The sequence below is a fragment of the Leifsonia sp. LS1 genome (assembly GCF_020521355.1).
Taxonomy (GTDB): domain Bacteria; phylum Actinomycetota; class Actinomycetes; order Actinomycetales; family Microbacteriaceae; genus Leifsonia.
In genome coordinates this window covers 13,781-33,378 of the sequence record NZ_BPER01000003.1, presented here as the reverse complement: position 1 = coordinate 33,378, position 19,598 = coordinate 13,781, and the positions used below count along the sequence as shown (strand labels likewise).

The 19,598-nt window shown below is 71.1% G+C and carries 17 protein-coding genes; 3 read left to right on the top strand and 14 right to left on the bottom strand.

The annotated features are described in order from the left end of the window. Window position 1: 1 nt before the first annotated feature. From LLS1_RS06385 to LLS1_RS06365, 5 genes are all read right to left on the bottom strand, one after another. Window positions 2-652 (bottom strand): HAD family hydrolase, encoded by a 651-nt coding sequence (locus LLS1_RS06385; RefSeq protein ID WP_226654080.1) that lies wholly within the window; start codon window positions 650-652, stop codon window positions 2-4. Window positions 653-798: 146 nt separating this feature from the next. Beyond that, on the bottom strand, window positions 799-1,260 hold the full coding sequence (locus LLS1_RS06380; protein WP_226654079.1) for a hypothetical protein: 462 nt from the start codon (window positions 1,258-1,260) through the stop codon (window positions 799-801). 83 nt (window positions 1,261-1,343) lie between these two features. After that, complete coding sequence (locus LLS1_RS06375) at window positions 1,344-1,817, bottom strand: MarR family winged helix-turn-helix transcriptional regulator (RefSeq protein WP_226654078.1); 474 nt, start codon at window positions 1,815-1,817, stop codon at window positions 1,344-1,346. Continuing rightward, window positions 1,801-3,543 carry an MFS transporter gene (locus LLS1_RS06370; protein WP_223358153.1) on the bottom strand — a complete coding sequence of 581 codons (1,743 nt, stop codon included), beginning with the start codon at window positions 3,541-3,543 and terminating at the stop codon, window positions 1,801-1,803. The genes LLS1_RS06375 and LLS1_RS06370 overlap by 17 nt, the downstream gene beginning before the upstream one ends. Before the next feature lie 136 nt (window positions 3,544-3,679). After that, window positions 3,680-4,171, bottom strand: coding sequence for a hypothetical protein (locus LLS1_RS06365; protein WP_226654077.1), 492 nt, complete (start codon window positions 4,169-4,171; stop codon window positions 3,680-3,682). 121 nt (window positions 4,172-4,292) lie between these two features. On the opposite strand from LLS1_RS06365, the gene LLS1_RS06360 reads away from it, so the two are divergent. Then, window positions 4,293-5,378, top strand: coding sequence for an alkene reductase (locus tag LLS1_RS06360; RefSeq protein WP_226654076.1), 1,086 nt, complete (start codon window positions 4,293-4,295; stop codon window positions 5,376-5,378). A gap of 73 nt (window positions 5,379-5,451) precedes the next feature. Here LLS1_RS06360 and LLS1_RS06355 read toward each other — a convergent pair whose 3' ends face one another. From LLS1_RS06355 to LLS1_RS06325, 7 genes are all read right to left on the bottom strand, one after another. Then, on the bottom strand, window positions 5,452-7,554 hold the full coding sequence (locus tag LLS1_RS06355) for a fructose-specific PTS transporter subunit EIIC (RefSeq protein ID WP_226654075.1): 2,103 nt from the start codon (window positions 7,552-7,554) through the stop codon (window positions 5,452-5,454). Between the two features lie 32 nt (window positions 7,555-7,586). Further along, window positions 7,587-8,534, bottom strand: coding sequence for a 1-phosphofructokinase (pfkB, locus tag LLS1_RS06350; protein ID WP_226654074.1), 948 nt, complete (start codon window positions 8,532-8,534; stop codon window positions 7,587-7,589). Then, window positions 8,531-9,316 (bottom strand): DeoR/GlpR family DNA-binding transcription regulator, encoded by a 786-nt coding sequence (locus tag LLS1_RS06345; RefSeq protein ID WP_226654073.1) that lies wholly within the window; start codon window positions 9,314-9,316, stop codon window positions 8,531-8,533. The genes pfkB and LLS1_RS06345 overlap by 4 nt, the downstream gene beginning before the upstream one ends. A gap of 150 nt (window positions 9,317-9,466) precedes the next feature. After that, window positions 9,467-11,569, bottom strand: a complete 2,103-nt coding sequence (locus LLS1_RS06340; RefSeq protein ID WP_226654072.1) for a glycoside hydrolase family 2 protein — start codon at window positions 11,567-11,569, stop codon at window positions 9,467-9,469. A 2-nt stretch (window positions 11,570-11,571) separates the two neighbouring features. Next, window positions 11,572-12,507: a carbohydrate ABC transporter permease gene (locus tag LLS1_RS06335; protein WP_226654071.1), complete on the bottom strand. Its 936-nt coding sequence runs from the start codon at window positions 12,505-12,507 to the stop codon at window positions 11,572-11,574. A 2-nt stretch (window positions 12,508-12,509) separates the two neighbouring features. After that, a complete protein-coding gene (locus LLS1_RS06330; protein WP_226654070.1) occupies window positions 12,510-13,424 on the bottom strand; it encodes a carbohydrate ABC transporter permease in 915 nt (304 codons plus the stop codon). Window positions 13,425-13,437: 13 nt separating this feature from the next. Next, entirely contained in the window at window positions 13,438-14,802 is a 1,365-nt protein-coding gene (locus LLS1_RS06325; protein ID WP_226654069.1) for an ABC transporter substrate-binding protein, read from the bottom strand. A 79-nt stretch (window positions 14,803-14,881) separates the two neighbouring features. Here LLS1_RS06325 and LLS1_RS06320 point away from each other — a divergent pair, with 79 nt between their 5' ends. Continuing rightward, complete coding sequence (locus tag LLS1_RS06320; RefSeq protein ID WP_223358163.1) at window positions 14,882-15,898, top strand: LacI family DNA-binding transcriptional regulator; 1,017 nt, start codon at window positions 14,882-14,884, stop codon at window positions 15,896-15,898. 94 nt (window positions 15,899-15,992) lie between these two features. Then, the gene (locus tag LLS1_RS06315) at window positions 15,993-17,654 is read left to right on the top strand and encodes a sialidase family protein (RefSeq protein ID WP_226654068.1); all 1,662 of its coding nucleotides are present in this window, start codon (window positions 15,993-15,995) and stop codon (window positions 17,652-17,654) included. A gap of 29 nt (window positions 17,655-17,683) precedes the next feature. On the opposite strand, the gene LLS1_RS06310 is transcribed toward LLS1_RS06315, so the two are convergent. Continuing rightward, complete coding sequence (locus LLS1_RS06310; RefSeq protein ID WP_226654067.1) at window positions 17,684-18,625, bottom strand: 1-phosphofructokinase family hexose kinase; 942 nt, start codon at window positions 18,623-18,625, stop codon at window positions 17,684-17,686. After that, window positions 18,622-19,593 carry a carbohydrate kinase family protein gene (locus tag LLS1_RS06305; RefSeq protein WP_226654066.1) on the bottom strand — a complete coding sequence of 324 codons (972 nt, stop codon included), beginning with the start codon at window positions 19,591-19,593 and terminating at the stop codon, window positions 18,622-18,624. The genes LLS1_RS06310 and LLS1_RS06305 overlap by 4 nt, the downstream gene beginning before the upstream one ends. Window positions 19,594-19,598: the final 5 nt, after the last annotated feature.

Below are 19,598 nucleotides of genomic sequence, written 5' to 3'. Positions count from 1 at the left end.
CTCAGACCCACTCGCCCACCCGACGCAGCAGCTCCGCGGGATCGTCGTACACGCGCGATGCCCCGGCCTCCCGGAGCTCCTCGGCTCCGCTGCCGCCGCACCGCAGCCCGATGGCGCGGATGCCGGCCCGGCCGGCCGCGCGCATGTCCCACACCGAGTCGCCGACCATGACGGCGTCCTCGGGGGAGGCTCCGACGCGGTCGAGCGCGACGTTCATGATGCCCGGGTCGGGCTTGGCCTCGTCGACGTCGTCGGCGGACGTCGTGGCGGTGACGGCGTCATCGGCGGCGAGGGTGTCTCGGAGGAGCTGGAGCTCGTCGTCCGGGGCGGACGTCGCGAGCACCGTCGCGAGACCGCGCTCGCGCAGGGCACGGAGGAGGGCGCCGGCGGCCTCGAAGGCCTGTAGCCGATCGGCCTGCTCTCGGTAGAAGCGGGAGTGCAGCTCGCTGGCGCGCTCGACCCAGTCGTCGTCGCGCTCGCCGACCAGGCTGTTCAGGAGTCGTTCCGAGTCCTGACCGATCGCCCGGTGGATGCGCCACGCGTCGACCGGGACCCCCGACGCGTCGAAGGCGCGTTGCCAGGCGTCGACGTGCAGGTAGTTGGAGTCGACGAGGGTGCCGTCGACGTCGAACAGGATGGTGGAGGTCGTCATCCCTCCTGCCTACTCCCGGTTCGGGGCGATGCCAATCCTTCCCGTCCGACCCCCTTGACAGACCGGTCCACTCCCGTACGTTGGTGAGTGCACTAATCGGATGGCAGGCCGGACCGGATGGCCGGGCGGCAGTACTGCGTTCCCGATTAGGGCGGCGGCCCGGGGACGGGGGTCTGACCGGGTCGCCGCCCCGCATCCTCGCCGGGAGCGACCGGGGGCCGCACGAGGCCGTGCTGATCGCGCAGCAGCAGGTGCACAGCCGTGCAGGACTCGGACGCGACGCGCCGGGCGTGCTCGGCACCGCCGCCGAGCACGGTCAGCATCGTCCGACACACCTCGTCGGTCGGCGCGACGAAGCGCATCCGTTCGGGGTCCAGGCCGGTGACCGCGATCGTGGAGAGGCGCCACTCGCCGCCCTCGGGATGCCTGAGGGCGGAGTCGACCACACGGAGAGCGACGAACCCGACCGGACCCGGCGCGTCGAGGAGGAGGAGTTCCGTCGCCGAGCGCGACGGGTCGACGGCGGAGAGGACGGCGCGCAGCCGGGCGAGCTGCGCCGATGACCGCGGGTCGCCGCCGAGCGGGTCGTCGATACGAGGGATGCCCATGCAGGAGAGACGGTGAATCCGCCGCCCGGTGACGCGATCGGGTCAGAACCGCGCGATCGGCTCAGAACCGCGCGGGACCGGAGTCAGCGAGCCGAGGGCGTTCCGCCGTGGTGGACGACGGCTGCGGCCTCCTCCAGTGCCGGGAGGGCCGCTCGGAGGGCCTCCACCTGGCTCGGGTCGAGGCCGTCCAGGATGCGGGACACGGCGCGCGCCCGGTCGGAGCGCGCCTCCAGCAGCAGCTCGATGCCGGCGTCGGTGCCCGAGACGAAGAAGGAGCGGCCGTCGTCGGGGTCCGGCGTGCGCTCGACCAGACCGCGAGCCTCCAGCTCGGACACCAGCCGGGTGACCGTGGGCGCGGCGACGTGCTCGATGCCGGCGACCTCGCTCGGTCGCAGCGGACCCTTCCGCACGATCGTCGAGAGTGCGGAGAGCTGACCGTGGCTGAGCCCGCCGGTCGCGGACCGGATCCTCCGGTTCAGCCGGCCCACGGCGAGCGCGAGCCTCCCGGCCACATCGCCGCCGTCGGGCTGGGGCGTCGCGTCACGCTCGGGCTGCACCTACGTCCTCGCCTTCGTCGCTGGTGGACCGCTCGGCCGCGGCCCCCTCCCCATGAACATACTTGGCGCCGCCCGCGAACGAGGCGATTGCGCCGATGATGCTCATGATCGCCGCGGCGAGGAACACGATGACGAGGCCGTCGTGGAACGGGCCGGAGATCAGCTGGGGGAAGAATTCCTTGCCCGTCAGGGTCGCCGCATCGACGTGCGGGCTGGTCAGCAGACCCGTCGGCTCCAGGAGGCTCTGGATCGGGTTGTAGCCGAGGAAGGCGGCGAACAGGCTGCCGACCGGCGGGGTGTTGCCGATCTGGGCGGCGACGGTCTGCGGAACCCCGTGCGTGGTGAGCCCCTGGGTGAGCGCGGTCGGGAGCGCGACCGAGAGGCCCGCGATCATCAGCGAGAAGAAGATGCCGATGGAGAGCGAGCTGCCCGCGTTGAGGGCGACGCCGGCCATGCCCGAGGCGGCCCCGCGTTCGTTCGGCGGCACGCTGTTCATGATCGCGGTGCGGTTGGGCGACGAGAAGAGGCCGGAGCCGATGCCGTTGAGACCGGTCAGGAGCGCGAACTGCCAGTAGTCGAAGTTCACCGGGATGAGCAGGAGGCCGATGAACGTGGCCGCGACCAGCACGAGGCCGACGGTGGCGAAGGCACGGGATCCGAACCGATCGGAGAGAGCCCCGGAGATCGGTCCGGCGATGAGGAAGCCGATCGTGATCGGCAGCATGTAGATGCCGGCCCAGAGCGGCGTCGACTCGTAGCTGTAGCCGTGCAGCGGAAGCCAGATGCCCTGCAGCCAGATGATCAGCATGAACTGGAGGCCGCCCCTCCCGATCGCCGCCAGGAACCCGGCGAAGATGCCCGCGGAGAACGGTCTGATCCGGAACAGCCGCATGTCGAACATCGGCGCCGGCACTTTCAGCTCGACGAAGACGAACGCGACGAGCAGCAGGATGCCGCCGACGATCGAGCCGAGCACCCACGGGTTGCCCCAGCCCTGGCTGCTGTCACCGTAGGGCTGGATGCCGTAGGTGATGCCGGTGAGGAGCGCGATCAGGCCGATGCCGAACGTGGCGTTGCCGAGCCAGTCGATGCGTCCCGGGTTCTTCTGCCCCACCTCGTGGAGCGACTTGATGGACCAGATCGTGCCGATCACGCCGAACGGCACCGACACGAAGAACACCATCCTCCAGTCGATCTCGGCGAGCACGCCGCCCAGGATGAGGCCGATGAACGATCCGGCGATCGCCGCGACCTGGTTGAGTCCGAGCGCGAAGCCGCGCTTGTTCGCCGGGAACGCATCCGTCAGGATCGCCGTCGAGTTGGCGAACAGCATCGCGCCGCCGACGCCCTGCACGAACCGCCACCCGATCAGCCACATCGCGGCCGGCCCGCCGGTGAACGGGTCGAGGCACAGCGCGATGGCCGCGATCGTGAAGATCACGAAGCCCAGGTTGTAGATGCGCACCCGACCGTACTGGTCACCCATCCGGCCGAACATCACCACGAGCACCGCGGTGACGAGCATGTAGCCCATCAGCATCCAGAGCAGGTACGAGACGTTCCCCGGCTCGAGCGGGTTCAGCTTGATGCCGGTGAAGATGGCGGGCAGGGAGATGATGACGATCGACGAGTTGATCGTCGCCATGAGCATGCCGAGCGTGGTGTTCGAGAGCGCCACCCAGCGATAGTGCGGGTGGTCTTTGGTGAAGATGCCGGTGCGGGCCACGGGAGTTTCCTGACGAGACGGTAGTTGATTTATATGCATTAACTATATAACCGCACACAACCGCCACCCCCGCCGAAGTTCACGAAGTGGTCACCATTCCGCCCGAATGAGCGCAACGACGTGAACCTCGGCGGCGTTATGGGGTGGGCGGGGCTTCGGGTTGGGGATTGCCGACCACGGCGCCGATGGTCCACGACCGATGGCGCTGGTCCCAGTACATCCACCAGCTGCACGAGCCCGGGCGGGGCACGGTGTAGGCGGGCTGGCCGTCGGCGACGACGAGGACCGCCTGCGGTCCGTCGCCATCGCTCAGGTGCGCCGAAGAGTCAGGGCTCTGCCGGCCGAGGCACTCGGCCATGATCTCGTCGACGTCCACCGTCGGCGACCCCGGCACGAGGCGGTCGACGGCCTGCCGGTCACCCGCCTCGAGAGCGCGCAGCAGCGCCGGGACGGCCCGGGCCGCGCTCCCCGACGGCGGCGCACCCCCGCTCGCGACCACACCGTCGTCGCCCGCGCTGAAGCCGAGGTGGATGATGTAGCCGGCGCTGGCCAGCGCGACCGCGGTGAGTGCGATCGAGGCGGCGACCGCACGACGGCGCAGGCCGTCCGACCGTGGCGGCCGGCTCATCGACGCATCCCCCTGTCGCGCATACCTGCACCCTAAGCACAGAAGGTGAAAGCCGGATCATGGTTTCCTGAGACGCGGACACTCGGGAAATACACCCTGCGTCGGTCCGGTTGGTTTCGAGGTGAATATCTTCAGCCCCTCCGCCTTCGGCTCGCTCACCCTCCGCAACCGCCTGGTCATGGCGCCGCTCACGCGCATCCGGGCGGGAGCGGACGGAACGCCGGGCGACCTGCTGGTCACCTACTACGCGCAGCGGGCCTCCTTCGGCATGATCGTCACCGAGGGGACGTGGCCGGTGCGGGAGGGACGCACCTGGATCGGGCAACCCGGCCTGGAGACCGAGGAGCACGTCGCAGGCTGGCACCGGGTGACGGACGCGGTGCACGCGGCGGGCGGCACGATCGTGACCCAGCTCATGCACGGAGGCCGCGTCTCGCACCCCGCCATCACCGGGACCGGGCGGGTGGTCTCGGCCAGCGCCCTCGCCGCGCCGGGGACCATCCGCACGCCGGAGGGCAAGTCCGACCTCCCCGTCGCGCACGCGCTCAGCGCCGACGAGGTGCGGGAGGCCGTCGCCGGGTACGCTACGGCGGCTCGGAACGCCATCCGCGCCGGCTTCGACGGTGTGGAGGTGCACGGGGCCAACGGGTACCTCGTCCACCAGTTCCTGTCGCCGGCGAGCAACGAGCGCACGGACGACTACGGCGGCAGCCCCGAGAACCGAGCCCGCTTCGCGGTCGAGGTCGTGGCGGCGGTCGCCGACGCCGTCGGGGCCGACCGCGTCGGCATCCGCCTCTCCCCCGAGCACAACATCCAGGGCGCCCTCGAGAGCGACGCCGCGGAGACCGCTGCCACCTACGCGGCCGTCGCCCGCGGTCTCGCACCGCTCGGCATCGCGTTCGTCGACATCCTGCACGCGGATCCGGCCGGCGAGCTCGTGCAGGGCATCCGCCGCGAGCTCGGTGCGCCGCTGATCGCGAACACCGGCTTCGGCACGGTGACGAGCCGCGAGGAGGCCGTGCATCTGGTGGAGGCCGGCATCGCGGACGCGGTGGCGGTCGGCCGGGCGGCCATCGCCAACCCTGACCTCGCCGAGCGGTGGGCCGGACGCCACGAGCTCAACGACCACGACGCCTCGACGTTCTACGTCGGCGGGGCACGCGGCTACATCGACTACCCGACGGTCGCGGAGTCGGCCACGGCATAGCCATGGCCGCCGAGGTTCACGTCGTCGTCGTCATTCCGCCGGAATGGGCGCGACGACGTGAACCTCGGTGGAGTCAGACGAGCGCGGGTTCGGCCGACGCGTCGGCGGCGTCCTCGGCGGCGAGCGTCGCGGCGCGTCGCGGGGCCGCGAAGCGCTTGAGGGCGACGACCACGAGAGCGGTGACGACGGTGCCCGCGGCGAGGGCCAGGAGGAACCCCCAGATCGGGTCGATGGCGAAGAAGACGAAAACGCCGCCGTGCGGGGCGCGGGACTCGACGCCGAAGGCCATCGCCAGGCCGCCGGCGACCGCGCCGCCGACGAGGTTGGCCGGGATCACGCGCAGCGGGTCGGCGGCTGCGAAGGGGATGGCTCCCTCCGAGATGAAGGAGGCCCCGAGCAGCCACGCGGCCGCACCGTTCTCCCGCTCCACCTGGGTGAACCCGCGGCGGTAGAGCACGGTGGAGGCGAGCGCCATGCCGAGCGGCGGGACCATGCCCGCGATCATGACGGCCGCCATGATCTGGAAGCTGGCGTCGGTCTGCTGGGCGAGGCCCGCGACGGCGAAGGCGTAGGCGACCTTGTTGATCGGGCCGCCGAGGTCGAAGCACATCATCAGGCCGAGGATCACGCCGAGGGCGATCGCGCCCGCGCCCGTCAGGCTGTTGAGGAAGCCGGTGAGCTGGGTCATGAGCCAGGCGATCGGCGCCCCGAGGATCAGGAGCATCAATCCGGACGCGATGATGGACGCGCCCAGCGGGATGATGACCACCGGCATCAGGCCGCGCAGCCAGCGCGGCACCGCGGGCCGGCCGATGAGCCACGCCGCGAAGCCGGCGAGGAGGCCGCCGATCAGGCCGCCGAGGAAGCCGGCGTTCATGAAGACGGCGATCGCGCCGGCGACGAATCCGGGGGCGATGCCCGGCCGGTCGGCGATGGCGAACGCGATGTAGCCGGCGAGGGCGGGCACGAGGAAGCCGAGGCTCACGCTGCCGATCTCGAAGGCGATGGCCCCCAGGTAGTAGCCGAGGCCCTCGGGCGGCAGGTTCCAGATGGCGTAGTGCTGGAGCGTGTACACGGCGTTGTTCACCCCGTCGGTGCCGTGCGCGAGCGCGATCCCGTATCCGCCGAGGAACGGCAGGAAGCTGATGGCGATGAGGAGACCGCCGCCGGCGACGAACGGGATCATGTAGCTGACGCCGGTGAGGAGGATGCGCTGGATCTTCCGCCCCCACGACGCGTCCTGCGGCGCCGCAGACTGCGCGGGTCCGGAGCTCGCCTGGACGCGGGCGCCGTTCGGGTCCGCCGCGACCGCGACCGCCTCCGCGATCAGCTCGCGCGGCTTCTCGATGCCGCTCTTCACGCCGGTGCGCACGACGGGCTTGCCGGCGAACCGGGCCTCCTCGCGCACGTCGACGTCGTTGGCGAAGATCACGGCGTCGGCCGCGTCGATGACGCTCTGCGGGAGGGCCTGGTAGCCGCTCGAGCCCTGCGGCTCCACGACGAGGTCGATTCCGGCGCTCTTCCCGGCCGCGGTCAGGGCATCGGCGGCCATGAAGGTGTGGGCGATGCCGGTGGCGCAGGAGGTGACGGCGACGATGCGCGCGGGGCGGCCGTCGATGAGGAGGCCCGTGGGGGTGGCGGTGCCGGAGGCCGGGTCCCCGGAGGCGGCCGGGGAGTCGTCGGCGACGTCGGCCGCCCGTGCGGACTCGGCGCCGGCCTCGGATTCACCGATCGCCTCGTCGACGAGGGCGACGACCTCCTCCGCCGACGTCGCAGCGCGCAATCCCGCGGTGAACTCGTCGAGCATGAGGCTCCTGGCGAGCTTCGAGAGTACGGCGAGGTGGGCTTCCGCCGCATCGGCGGGGGCCGCGATGAGGAAGACGAGGTCGGCCGGTCCGTCGCTCGCCCCGAAGTCGACGCCCGGCTTCAGCCGCGCGAACGCCAGGGACGGCACGGTCACGGCGACGCTCTTGGCGTGCGGGATGGCGATGCCGCCGGGCAGGCCGGTCTCGTCCTTCTGCTCGCGCGCCCAGGCGTCCTCGAACAGGGCGTCGGCGTCGGTCGCCCGGCCCTCCGCGACGACGCGGCCGGCGAGCTCGCGGATGACGGCGCTCTTGTCGGAGCCGACCGCGAGGTCGAGCCCGACGAGCCGGGGAGTGATGGTCTTCGATGACACGGGTTCCTCCAGGATGGTTCGGATGTCGTGGTTCAGAGGTGGAGCGCGGCGACGCGGATGTCGTCGCCGGGCAGATCGGCGGGGCGGGGCGGCTGGGTGCCGGGCAGGGTCGCGGCCGCGGAGCCGTATCGGATGGCGTTGACGAGACGGTCGACCGGGGCCGCGCCCGCGACGTCGGCGAGCAGGTAGCCCGCCAGGGCGCTGTCACCCGCCCCGACCGTGCTCCGCACGTGGATGCGGGGCGCCTCCGCCGCATACGCGACGTCGGGGGTGACGAGCACCGAGCCGCGCGCGCCGAGCGTGACGAGCGCCGCGCCCACGCGGTCCGGCACGAGAGTCCGCGCGACCTCCGACACCGCGTGCGGCAGGTCTTCGTCGTCGAAGGCGACGCCCGCCAGGTCGGCGAGCTCGTCCTCGTTGGGCTTGATGAGGTCGGGATGCGCGTGCAGGGCTGCGGCCCGCAGCGCCTCCCCCGAGCTGTCGACCGCGACCTGCGGCGCCGCATCCCGCCAGCGCTCGCGCACCGCGTGGATCACGGTGACGTAGAAGTCGTCGGGAACCCCGGGCGGCAGCGATCCGGCGAGGACCAGCCAGCGCGCGCCGGCGCAGGCCTCGACCACCGCTGCGACCAGCGCGGCGGCGTCCGCAGGCTCGAGTGCGGCCCCGGGCAGGTTCAGCTTGGTGGTGACCCCCGACGGGTCGGTGATGGTGAGGTTCGCGCGGGCGTGGCCGCGGATCGGGACGCGTCGGGTCGGAACCCCGGTGGCCTGCAGAGCAGCCTCGAAGGGGTCGTCCGCCGCGAGAGGGAGCACCGCGAGCGCCGCGATGCCCGCCGTCGCCACGACGCGGGCCACGTTGATGCCCTTCCCGCCCGCGTCTTCGCGCGCGGCGACCGCCGCCTGCACCTCGCCGGGCTGGAGCGGCGCACCGAGGGTGACCGCCCGGTCCAGCGACGGGTTGGCCGTGAGCGTGACGATCATGCCGCCCACACCTCGACGTCGGCGTCGGCGAGCGCGTCGGCGAGCGCGCCCTCGGGGGCCCGGTCGGTGACCAGCAGATCGACCGCGGCCAGGCCGGCGAACGAGACGAGGGACTCCTGGTCGAACTTGCTCGAGTCGGCCACGACGACCACGCGTCGGGCCGCCCGCACGATGGCCTCCTTGACCGCGGCCTCCTCCGGGTCGGGCGTGCTCAGGCCGAACCCGGCCGAGACACCGTTGGTCCCGACGAAGACGATGTCCGGACGGAGGGACTGGATCGAGCGCACCGTGGCGGCGCCCACCGCTGCTGCGGTGACCCCGCGGATGCGGCCTCCGACGACGGTGAGCGCCACCCCGTCCGCTCCGGCGAGCGCCGGGGCGAGGGTGAGGGAGTGGGTCACCACCTCGGTCTCGCCGCGGGTCTCGGACAGCCGCCCGGGGAGGAGGCCCGCGACGGCGGCCGTCGTGGTGCCGGCGTCGAAGTAGAGGGATCCGCGGAACTTCTCCCCCAGCACGTCGAGCGCGCGCGCGGCGATCCGCTGCTTGGTGTCGGCGCGGAGCGTCGTGCGCTCGCCCACGCTCGCCTCCGCAGTGCTCCCGCGGCCGATCGCGACGGCGCCGCCGTGCACCCGCCGCAGCGCGCCGGCCAGCTCCAGGGCGTCCAGGTCGCGGCGCACTGTCTCGGTGGTGACACCGAAGCGGGCCGAGAGCTCGACGACCGCGACGCGACCCTCATCGAGCAGCTGACGCTCGATCAGTCCCTGACGCTCCGTTGCATACACGTGGTGGCCCTCCATTGGTTTCCCACAAGCTACAACAGAAACCAACAGAGAGCAACATTGATTTGTGTTGCTTTCTCAGGGTCGGCCGCCGAGGTTCACGTCGTGGCGCTCATTCCGGCGGAATGGGCACCACGACGTGAACTTCGCGCGTCAGACCTGGCGCGCGCCGCGACGGTTGGGCGCCTCCACTTCGGCCGCATCGAGGAACGCCCGCGCGACGACGGCACCGGAGGTGTCGGTCGCCCACACCAGCAGCCGTGCCGCGACCGGCGACGCGCTGACCGTGAGCTCCACTCCGTCCGACACGACGAACGGCTCGACACGCAGCTCGGCGCCCACGGCATCCGGACGACCGCGCGCAGCCCGTGCCGATGCACCGTCGACCGGGGCGCCCGCCGACAACCAGGCGGCTTGGACGCGCACGTCGACCGGCAGGCGGCCGTGGTGCGAGACGTGCACCGTGAGCGCGAACGGCTCGCGCGGCGGCTCGATATCCGCTCCGGCACGCAGCGGCACGAGGTCGAGGATGAGGACCGTCTCGGCGTTGACGTCCGCGGGCACGCAGCCTCCCCAGTCCTTCGCGCGCCGATCAGTGGTCAGCAGGCCGGCGGCCTCGTGCTCCACGTCGGCGAACTCGGTGTAGACGTAGCCGGCGAAGCGGTCGTGCCGGCGCAGCTCCTGGGTCTCCCAGCGCAGGTGCCAGGCGCGCTCGAGACTCGTGAAGCCTTCGCCGTATTCGCTGTTGACGATCGGCACCCCGGTGCGCGGCACCGCGTCGGAGGCGTAGAAGGACTTGTCCACGATGAAGTCCGGACCGAGACGGACGGAGAAGTCGTCCTGCGACCCGTCGGCCATCGCCGCGACCGCGCGCTTCCACTCGGCGAGGTCCGGCTCGTAGTAGTGCCAGTCGACGAGGTCGGTGCGCACGTGCGACCAGCCCGAGTTCTCGACGACAGGACGGGTGTCGTCCAGCGCCCGCAGCGTCTCGTAGGCGTGCTCGGCGGCGGCGGCCCGCTCCGGGCTGCCGGAGATATCCCAGTCCAGCCCCCACTCCTCGTTGTACAGGCCCCAGATCACGATCGAGGGATGGTTGCCGTCGCGCTCCACCATGGCCGGCAGCTGCGCCTCGAACGCCTCCGCCGCCTCGGTCGAGAACCGGCTCGGGCACGGCGGCTCCGCCCAGACGAGCATCCCGGCAACATCGGCCTCGTGGAGCCACAGCGGCTCCTCGAACTTGAGGTGCTTGCGCACGAGGTTGTAGCCCAGGCCGCGGGCGAGGGCGATCTCGCCGCGGAGCGCCGCCTCATCGGGTGCGGTCAGACCCGTCTCCGGCCAGTAGCCCTGGTCGAGCACACCGCGGATGGAGAAGCGTTCGCCGTTCAGCACGAGCTGCTCGCCGCGGGTCTCGATGCGGCGAAGGCCCGCCGTTGCGATGAGCGTGTCCGCGTGCTCCCCGTCGCCGACCGCGACCTCCACCCGGTAGAGGTGGGGAGCGGCCGGCGACCAGAGACGCGGCGCGGCGACCTCGAGCCGCCCGACGGCACGGCCCTCGCTGTCCGCGCGCACGTCGACCGACTCCCCCGTCTCGCGGATGCGTGCGCGCACGACAGCTCCTGCGGGGGCCTCGCCCGCCGTGTCCACGACGAGGTCGAAGCCGGTGAGGCTGTCGCCGCGCAGAGAGACGGTCCGGGCGTAGGTACGCCCGCGCGCCTCCAGCCAGACGGTCTGCCAGATGCCGGAGGTCGGCGTGAACGAGACGCCGTCGTAGTCGTCGCGGGGGATCGAGCGCTGCTTGCCGTGCGGGACGGCCCGCTTGTCCGCCGGGGCGTGCACCTCGACGCTCAGTTCGGACGCGATGCCGGGCACGAGATGGGCGGTGACATCGAACTCGAACGACTCGTAGCCGCCGGTGTGCTCGCCGACCGGGCTGCCGTCGATCCGCACGACCGCATGGTGGTGCACGGCCCCGAATCTCAGGACGACGCGCGCGCCCGCCCAGTCCTCCGGGACCGTCACCGACCGGCGGTAGACGGCATGCTCGAGCCAGGTGCGGTTCACGCCCGACGCGGTGGTCTCCCACGCGAACGGCACCGTGATGGACGGAGCCGCGTCCGCAGCATCGAAGTCCCACACCCCGTTGAGGTTGAGCCAGCGGGACGAGCGGTCGAGGTCGGGCCTCGGATACTCCGGTCGCGGCTGATCCGGGGTCGCCCGCGGGGCGGTGACGACGGAGTCGGTCGTGGAGAGTGTCATGTTCAGCCTTTCACGCTGCCGGCGAGGATGCCGTTGATGAAGTGACGCTGGAGCACGATGAAGAGCACCAGCAGGGGGACCAGGGCGATCGAGCTCGCCGCGAGCAGCTCACCGGTGACCGTGGCGTAGTCGGCGCCGATGCGATTGCCCGTGATGTTCTGCGCCAGCGTGGAGAGCACGACCTGGAGGGTGGCCATCCGGTCGGAGCTCGCCACCACGACGGGCCAGACGAAGTCGTTGTAGATGTTCATGATCGTGAGCACCGCGAGCCCGGCCAGACCCGGACGGATCACGGGCACCACCACCCGCCAGAAGATGCCGAATTCGCCGCAGCCGTCGACGCGTGCGGCGTCGAGGAGCTCGTCGGGCACGGCGCTGATGACCTGCCGCATCCAGAAGATCGCGAAGGCGTCGACCGAGCCGGGCAGGATGAGGGCCTGGTAGGTGTTGACCCAGCCGAACGTCTTCATCTCCAGCAGCAGCGGGATGATGAGCACGATCGTCGGGAGCATGAGCGTGACGAGGACCGTGCCGAAGATCAGGTTCTTGCCCACGAACCGGTACTTCGCGAACGCGTAGGCGGCGAGCGGAGCGAAGAACAGCGTGATCGCGCCCTTCGCCACGAGCACGACCGCGGTGTTGAGGAAGCCCTGGCCGATGGGCACGTCGTGGAACATCGCCGCGAAGTTGTCGAGGGTGAACGCCGACGGGTCGAAACCCAGCGGGTCGCGGATGATGTCGTTCGCCGGCTTGAACGCCGAGACGATCGCCCAGGCGACCGGGGCGAGGAAGGCGACCAGCAGCAGGAGGAGGAACGCCTGCGTCCCGATCCGCGGCCGCGTGCGCCGTGGCCGACGGGGCGGGGAGGCGGGGGATGCCGGAGCCGGGTGCGCGGCCGCCGTGCCGGCCGGCCCGTCGAGGAGCGTGGGGGTGGCCATGGTCAGTCCTTCGCTCGGAGGAGGCGGACGAAGAACAACGACAGGATCATCACGATGATGACGAGCAGGAACGAGTTCGCCGCTCCTGTGCCGAGGTCTCCCCGGGTGATGTGGTTGTAGAGGTAGTAGCCGGCCGTCGTCGTCGAGTTGTACGGGCCGCCCTGCGTCACGACGAACGGCTCGGCGAACATCTGGAACACCGCGAGCGTCTGCAGCACCACGGCGAACATGATCGTGCGGCGCAGCAGCGGGACGGTGATGCTCCAGAGCTGGCGGATCGGCGAGGCGCCGTCGAGGTCGGCCGCCTCGTACATCGAGCGGTCGATCGATTGCAGCCCCGAGAGCAGGATGATCACGATGAAGCCGGTCGTCTTCCAGAGGAAGAGGAGCGCGAGGGTGGGCTTCGCCCAGGCGCTCGTCGTCAGCCAGCCGACGTCGGGGAGGCCGACCAGCCCGAGCAGCGCGTTGACCGCGCCGTGGTCCTGGTCGAACAAGACGACCCAGATCTGCGCGACCGCCACCAGGGGCGTGACGAACGGGACGATGAAGGCGACCCGGTACATCCCGCGCAGCCGCAGCTTGGCCGAGTCGAGCAGCACCGCGACGATCACCGCGAGCACCATCTGCACCGGCACGATCAGGAGCCAGAGCACGGCCGAGTTGCCGAGCGAACTCCAGAAGGCGGGGCTGCCCAGCAGGTAGGCGTAGTTGCCCCAGCCCACCCACTCCGCGGCACCGGTCCCGTGCCAGTTCGTGAAGCTCAGCCGGGCGGTGAAGATCAGCGGGTACACGCTGAACGCCAGGAAGATCACCACGAACGGCAGCACGAAGAGGTACGGGGCGAGACGGCGCCGCAGTCGCGGGCCGCCGAAGCGGCCGCGCGTCCGGGCCGCGGAGGGGAGGGTCGTGGTCGTCATCGTTCTCTGGCGCTCACTGTCGGTCGATGAGGTTGGTCTGGATGTCCGCGCCGGCCTTCTCGATCACCTGATCGGGGCTCAACTCGCCGTCGTACATCCGCTGCAGGTCGGTGCCGAGGTAGTCGGTCGACGCGTTCCACCAGGAGGGGATCGCCGTGTCGGCCGGGATCTGCGAGCCCGCCTCGGTCGCGACCTTCCAGAGGTCCTGGTCGCCGAGCGCCGGCACCTTCTGGAAGAGCGGCTTCGTCGGCTCCGCCGCCGGCAGGTAGGCCGGGATGGACGTGTTCAGCCCCTCGGGGTAGACATCGCTCGGGCCCCAGACGGCCGAGTAGCCCGCCTCGTCGTACATCAGGAACTCGTAGAACAGCCACGCGAGCTGCGAGTTCTTGCCGTCCTTGGGCAGCACGAACGAGGATCCGCCCATCGCACCGCTGCGTGCGCCGCCGTCCTTCCAGGCGGGGAGCTCCATCGCGCGCCAGTCGCCCTTCGTCTCCGGAAGCAGTTGCTGCGGCGCGAAGTCGAACCAGATCGCCCACGGGTAGAAGACCTCGTTGCCGGCTTCCATCTCGGCGATGTCGGTCTGACCGAGGTACTCGGAACGGGTGCCGAGACCCTCCTTCTGCACGGTGTCGAGGAAGGTGAGGATCTGCTTGTACTCCGGGCTGTCGAGGCGCAGCTTCCCCTTCGCGTCCGCGAGCGAGGTGCCGAGCTGGCTGGCGTACATCTCCAACTGCAGCTGGCCCAGGAAGGCGCCCTGCTCGAGGTGGATCGGCTTCGCGCCCGGCTTGGCCTTCTGGTACTCGCGGGCCGCGGCGAGGAGGTCGTCGTAGGTCGCGATCTTCGTGGCGTCGATGCCGGCCGACTCGAGCGCCGTCGCGTTGTAATACAGCAGACCAGGGTTCAGGTCGTACGGAACGCCGTAGATACCGCCGTCGACGGTGTTCGCGTCGATCTTCTGCGGGGCGATGTCTTTCACGTACGGCTTCAGGACGTCGCTGAGATCCCACAGGTGGTCGGCGAATCCGCTGACCATCGCGTCGTCCAGGAAGACGCCGTCGGGCACGTCGGTCCCGGTGATGAGCGTGTTCTGCAGCTTCGCGTTGATGTCGACGGCTTCGTGGTGGACGGTGATCTTCGGGTACTTCTTGTTGAAGTCCGCGATGACGCCGTCGAACACCTTGAACAGGTCGCCCGACCGGTCCCAGATGGTGATCTCACCCTCGGGCTGATCGGTGGTCGGCGCCTGCAGGCGGTCGGAGGCGGTGCCCCCGCCGCCGCTACCGATGTCGGGACCGCAGGCGGTCAGGGTTAAGGCGGAGGCGGCGAGCACCGCAGCGACCGTGAGGCCGCGGACCCGCCGTTTCGGGTGGTGGTTCATGGGACACTCCCTTGTGTTTTGCCAACGTATGCAAACTGTAGCGTTCGTTTGCGAACGTTGCAAACGCTACGATGACTCCATGCCAGCAACACTGCGAGACGTCGCCCGGCTCGCCCAGGTCTCCGTGCGCACGGTGTCGAACGTCGTGAGTGGCTACGAGCACGTCAGCGATCAGATGCGGACCCGCGTCCTCGCGGCGATCGAGACACTCGACTACCGTCCCAACCCCGTCGCCCGCACACTGCGGACCGGGCGCACGGGGATGCTCGCGCTGGTCGTGCCCGAAGTCGACGTGCCGTACTTCAGTGAGCTGGCGCGCGAGGTCATCGACGCCGCCGCACTCACGGGCTACCGCGTGATGATCGACCAGACCGGGCACGACCACGAACGGGAGCGCCAGCTGCTCCTCGGCGACGACCGGACCATGCTGTTCGACGGCCTCCTGTTCAGCCCGCTCGTGACCAAGTCCGAACTGCTCGACATGCACGGCGCGACCCGGATGCCCCTGGTCCTGCTCGGCGAGCACGAGTTCGACGGCCGCTACGACCACGTCGCGATCGACAACGTACAGGCCGCGAAGGACGCGGTCGGGCACCTGGTCGCCACCGGCCGTCGCCGGATCGCGGCCATCGGCGCCCAGCCGGCCGAGGAGTACGCCACCCCGCTCCAGCGCCAGTCCGGATACGCGGAGGCCCTCACCGCCGCAGGACTGCCGTACGACGGGGATCTCGTGAAGACCGCCGGCCACTACAGCCGGCCGGGCGGCTATCGCGCAGCGCAGGAGCTCCTCGACCTCGACGAGCGACCGGATGCGATCTTCTGCTTCTCCGACCTTCTGGCGATCGGCGCGATGCGCGCCGTCTTCGACGCGGGACTCCGCGTGCCGGAGGACGTCGCCGTAATCGGTATCGACGACGTCGACGAGGGTCGCTTCGCTCGGCCCTCGCTCAGCACGGTCTCCCTCGACACACCCTTCATCGCGCGCGAGGCCGTGCGTCGCATCGTCGCGCGGATCGACGAGCCGGGCCTCCCCGCCGAAGAGGTCGTCGCGCCGCATCGTCTCGTCGTCCGGGAGAGCACCGCGCCCGCGGTCTGAGCCGCGATTGCCCCTTGCAACGTTTGCAAATGCCTGGCAAGGTCTGTTTGCAACGTCCGCAAAGCCGCGGACGCCTCACCAGAGAGGACTTTCCATGGAATCGATCCTGCGTCGGGGGCGACGGCTCCCACTGCTCGCCGCAGCGGCCCTGGCCGCCGCGACGGTGCTCACGATCTCCCCCGGCTCGGCACCGCCCGCCGAAGCCGCCCTGCCCGGCTCCGTGCTGTACTCGCCGAATCTGAGCAGCTTCCCCAACGGCACCGCCGGCTACCCGCGGGCCATCGCCCTCGAGCACGACGGCACCTCGGCCGACACCGTGCTGGCGACCTTCGCCAAGGGCGGCCACAACGCTCCCGGCACCCTCCCCGTCTACAAGAGCACCAACGGCGGCACGAGCTGGTCGCAGATCTCGACGATCTCGTCCAACACCGCCGGGTGGGACATCGAGGCACCGACCCTGTTCGAGGTTCCGCGCACCATCCCCGGCCTAGCCGCAGGCGACATCCTCGCGGCCGGGACGGCCTGGCACGTCGGCGACTACACCACCCAGAAGGTGGAGGTGTTCAAGAGCACGAACGGCGGGGCGAGCTGGACCTTCCTCTCGAACTGCACCCAGACCTCCGGCCTCCCGAACTCCTGGGGCCACGGCATCTGGGAGCCATCGTTCGTCGTGGCGAACGACGACACCCTCGCCTGCTTCATCTCGGACGAGCGGCCGGCCGGCAGCACCACCAACAACCAGAAGATCGGCCACTACACGTCGACGAACGGCGGTGCGAGCTGGAGCTCGGCCATGACCGACGACGTCGTCTTCCCTTCCGACAACCTTGCCCGCCCCGGGATGCAGACGTTCGCCAAGCTCCCCGACGGTCGTTTCGTCATGAGCTACGAGATGTGCCGTGACGCGACCAACGCCGATCACGCGTGCGAGGTCTACATCAAGTTCAGCTCCAACGGCCTGAACTGGGGCGCGGCCGGCGACAAGGGAACACTCGTCCGCACGTCCGACGACCGCGAACTGCTGCACACGCCGTACATCTCGTGGGCACCGGGAGGCGGCCCGAACGGCACCCTGTTGCTCTCTGGCCAGCGCGTCGTCGCCGGCCCGACCGGCAACAAGACTGTGCTCGCCGAGTCCGGGACCGTCCTCTTCACCAACACCCAGCTGGGCGCCGGCACCTGGTACGAGGCCGCCACCCCCGTCACGGTGAACCCGACGGGCGGCTACGCCTCGGGAGTGCCCTCGTGCCCGGGCTACTCGACCCCGGCCATCCCCCTGAGCAACGGGACGACCTACCTGTACTTCGCGGCGACCTGGCTCGGCCAGGGCAACCAGTGCGACGTGCGCGTGGGCCTCGGCACCCTCCCGGGCCCAACCGGTGCGATCGTCGGCCCGGGCGGCAAGTGCCTCGACGTCGACACCAACACGGCGGTGAACGGCAACCGCGCCCAGCTGTGGACGTGCGGCACGGCCTCGGGGCAGGACTGGTCGGTCTCACCCGACAGCAGCATCCGCGCGTTCGGCAAGTGCTTGGACGTCGATGCCCAGGGCACGGCCAACTTCACCAAGGTGCAGCTCTGGGAGTGCAACGGCTCGGGCGCACAGAAGTGGGTGCACCAGGCCAACGGCTCGCTGCTCAACCCGCAGTCGGGCCGCTGCCTGGACGACCCTCAGGGTGTGACCACCGACGGCACCAAGCTGCAGATCTACGACTGCAACGGCCTCTGGACACAGCAGTGGACCATCCCGGCCTAGGCGCGTAGCCGAGGTTCACGTCGTGGCGCTCATTCCGGCGGAATGGGCGCCACTTCGTGAACCTCGCTCAGGCTCACCTCGGCGGGGTCGAAGCGCGCGGCGCCCGGGACCTGCGCGTTGGCCGCCCCGGCCGCGGCCGCGACCTCCAGAGCGCGCTGCAGGTCCGCTCCCGCGTCCAGCGCTGCGACCAGGCCGGCGAGGTAGCAGTCGCCGCTGCCGACCGGGAAGAGCCCCGGCCGGTCGACGGGAGGCGCGACGACCAGATCGCCGTCGGCCGTCGCCGCGACCGACCCGGCCTCACCATCGGTGACGACGGCGATCGCCGCACCGCGTGCGACCAGCTGGCGGGCCGACTCCTCGCCGGTGGCGGCCCCGGTGAGGTCCGCCGCTTCGGCTCGGTTGACCTTCACAAGCCGAGGACGGGCGCGCTCGACGATCGCGCCGAGGGTCGGCCCGTGCACGTCGACGGCCAACAGCACCCCGCGGGCCGACTCGGCCGCGAGGAGCTCCGCGAAGGCGGCGGAGTCGATGCCCGCGGGCGCCGCTCCCGAGACCGTCAGCCACTCGCCCGGGTGCGCGACGGCGAGCCGTGACGCGATCTCCGCCGGCGCCACATCGAACTCGGTGACCGGCTCGTAGAACTCGGTCAGGCTCCGCGCGCCGGTGTCGCAGGCCGTGATGCACAGCCGGGTCTCGACGGCAGTGGGGATGCGGTCGAGCTCCACCGTGCCCGCCCCCGTGCCGTCGCTCCGCGCCAGCAGTTCGGCGACGAGATCGCCGATGCGCCCGCCGAGCGGTGCCACGGCACGGGCAGGGACCCCCAGCAGCGCGAGGGCGCGCGCGACGTTGAGCGACTTCCCGCCCGCCGACCGCAGCACCACGGGAGGGCGGTGGATCGCGCCGGCGCGCACCTCGTCGAGCACGTAGACGACGTCGAGGGCCGGCGTCAGCCCGAGCGTGTGGACGGTCACACCGGCACCTCCGTGTGCGCGGCCAGCTCGTCGCGCGTGGCCTGCGCTCCGGTTCCGCCGGTTCCGCGAACGGAGAGCGAACCGGCGACGGCGGCCCAGCGAAGGCGGTCGGACTCCTCCGCCACGTCGGCGAGGAGGGAGGCCACATACCCGGCGTCGAAGCTGTCGCCTGCGCCGGTCGTGTCGACGACGTCCAGCACGAGCCCGGGCGCGGCGGCGACACGGGCGCCGCCCTCGAACGCCACGCCTCCGTCGGCTCCCGCCTTCACGACGACGCGGCAGCCGAGAGCGGAGAGCGCCGCGGCCGCCTCGTCGAGCTCGGCGAAGGCGCGACCGGCGACCGCCGCGGCGATGGCGAGGGCCTCCTCGCGGTTCGGCAGGAAGAGGTCGACGCGCGCGAGCACCTCCTCCAGGCCCGCCCACTGTTCGGCCGGGTCCCAGTTCGTGTCGATGCTGACGGTCGCACCTGCTGCACGCACTTCGTCGAGCAGCGCGGGCAGCTCGGCCGCGAGGCCCGGAAGCAGGAAGTAGGAGGCGAAGTGCACATGCCGGGGCCGCAGCCGCTCGATGGCCGCACGGGCCGCCTCCACGGTGAGCACCGGGATGGTGCCGGGCAGGGTGAGGATGGCGCGGTCGCCGGGCTCGGAGAGCACGACCGAGAGGCCGGTGGGCCGGTCGGGGTCGACGGTCACTGCGGAGACGTCCACGCCCCCGGCACGGAGCCGGTCGAGCACGACGGTCCCGAACTGGTCGTCGCCCACGACCGCAGCGAGCCCGGTGCGCACTCCCAGCCGCGCCAGCCCGCAGGCCACGATCGCCGCGCTGCCGCCGAGCAGCAGCTCCGCCGAGTCGAGCAGCTGCTCCGCCTGGCCGAACCGCGGCACCGTGTCTCCGGTGAGCAGGAGGTCGGGGTTGGCGTCGCCCACGACCAGCACGTCGACGGTGGCGCCGCCGCCGGGTGCAGCCACGCCGC

Bases quoted from the DNA above. Each gene is read 5' to 3' on its own strand.
- LLS1_RS06385 (WP_226654080.1), bottom strand. From the start codon at position 652: ATGACGACCTCCACCATCCTGTTCGACGTCGACGGCACCCTCGTCGAC.
- LLS1_RS06380 (WP_226654079.1), bottom strand. From the start codon at position 1,260: ATGGGCATCCCTCGTATCGACGACCCGCTCGGCGGCGACCCGCGGTCA.
- LLS1_RS06365 (WP_226654077.1), bottom strand. From the start codon at position 4,171: ATGAGCCGGCCGCCACGGTCGGACGGCCTGCGCCGTCGTGCGGTCGCC.
- pfkB (WP_226654074.1), bottom strand. From the start codon at position 8,534: ATGATCGTCACGCTCACGGCCAACCCGTCGCTGGACCGGGCGGTCACC.
- LLS1_RS06340 (WP_226654072.1), bottom strand. From the start codon at position 11,569: ATGACACTCTCCACGACCGACTCCGTCGTCACCGCCCCGCGGGCGACC.
- LLS1_RS06335 (WP_226654071.1), bottom strand. From the start codon at position 12,507: ATGGCCACCCCCACGCTCCTCGACGGGCCGGCCGGCACGGCGGCCGCG.
- LLS1_RS06330 (WP_226654070.1), bottom strand. From the start codon at position 13,424: ATGACGACCACGACCCTCCCCTCCGCGGCCCGGACGCGCGGCCGCTTC.
- LLS1_RS06325 (WP_226654069.1), bottom strand. From the start codon at position 14,802: ATGAACCACCACCCGAAACGGCGGGTCCGCGGCCTCACGGTCGCTGCG.
- LLS1_RS06320 (WP_223358163.1), top strand. From the start codon at position 14,882: ATGCCAGCAACACTGCGAGACGTCGCCCGGCTCGCCCAGGTCTCCGTG.
- LLS1_RS06315 (WP_226654068.1), top strand. From the start codon at position 15,993: ATGGAATCGATCCTGCGTCGGGGGCGACGGCTCCCACTGCTCGCCGCA.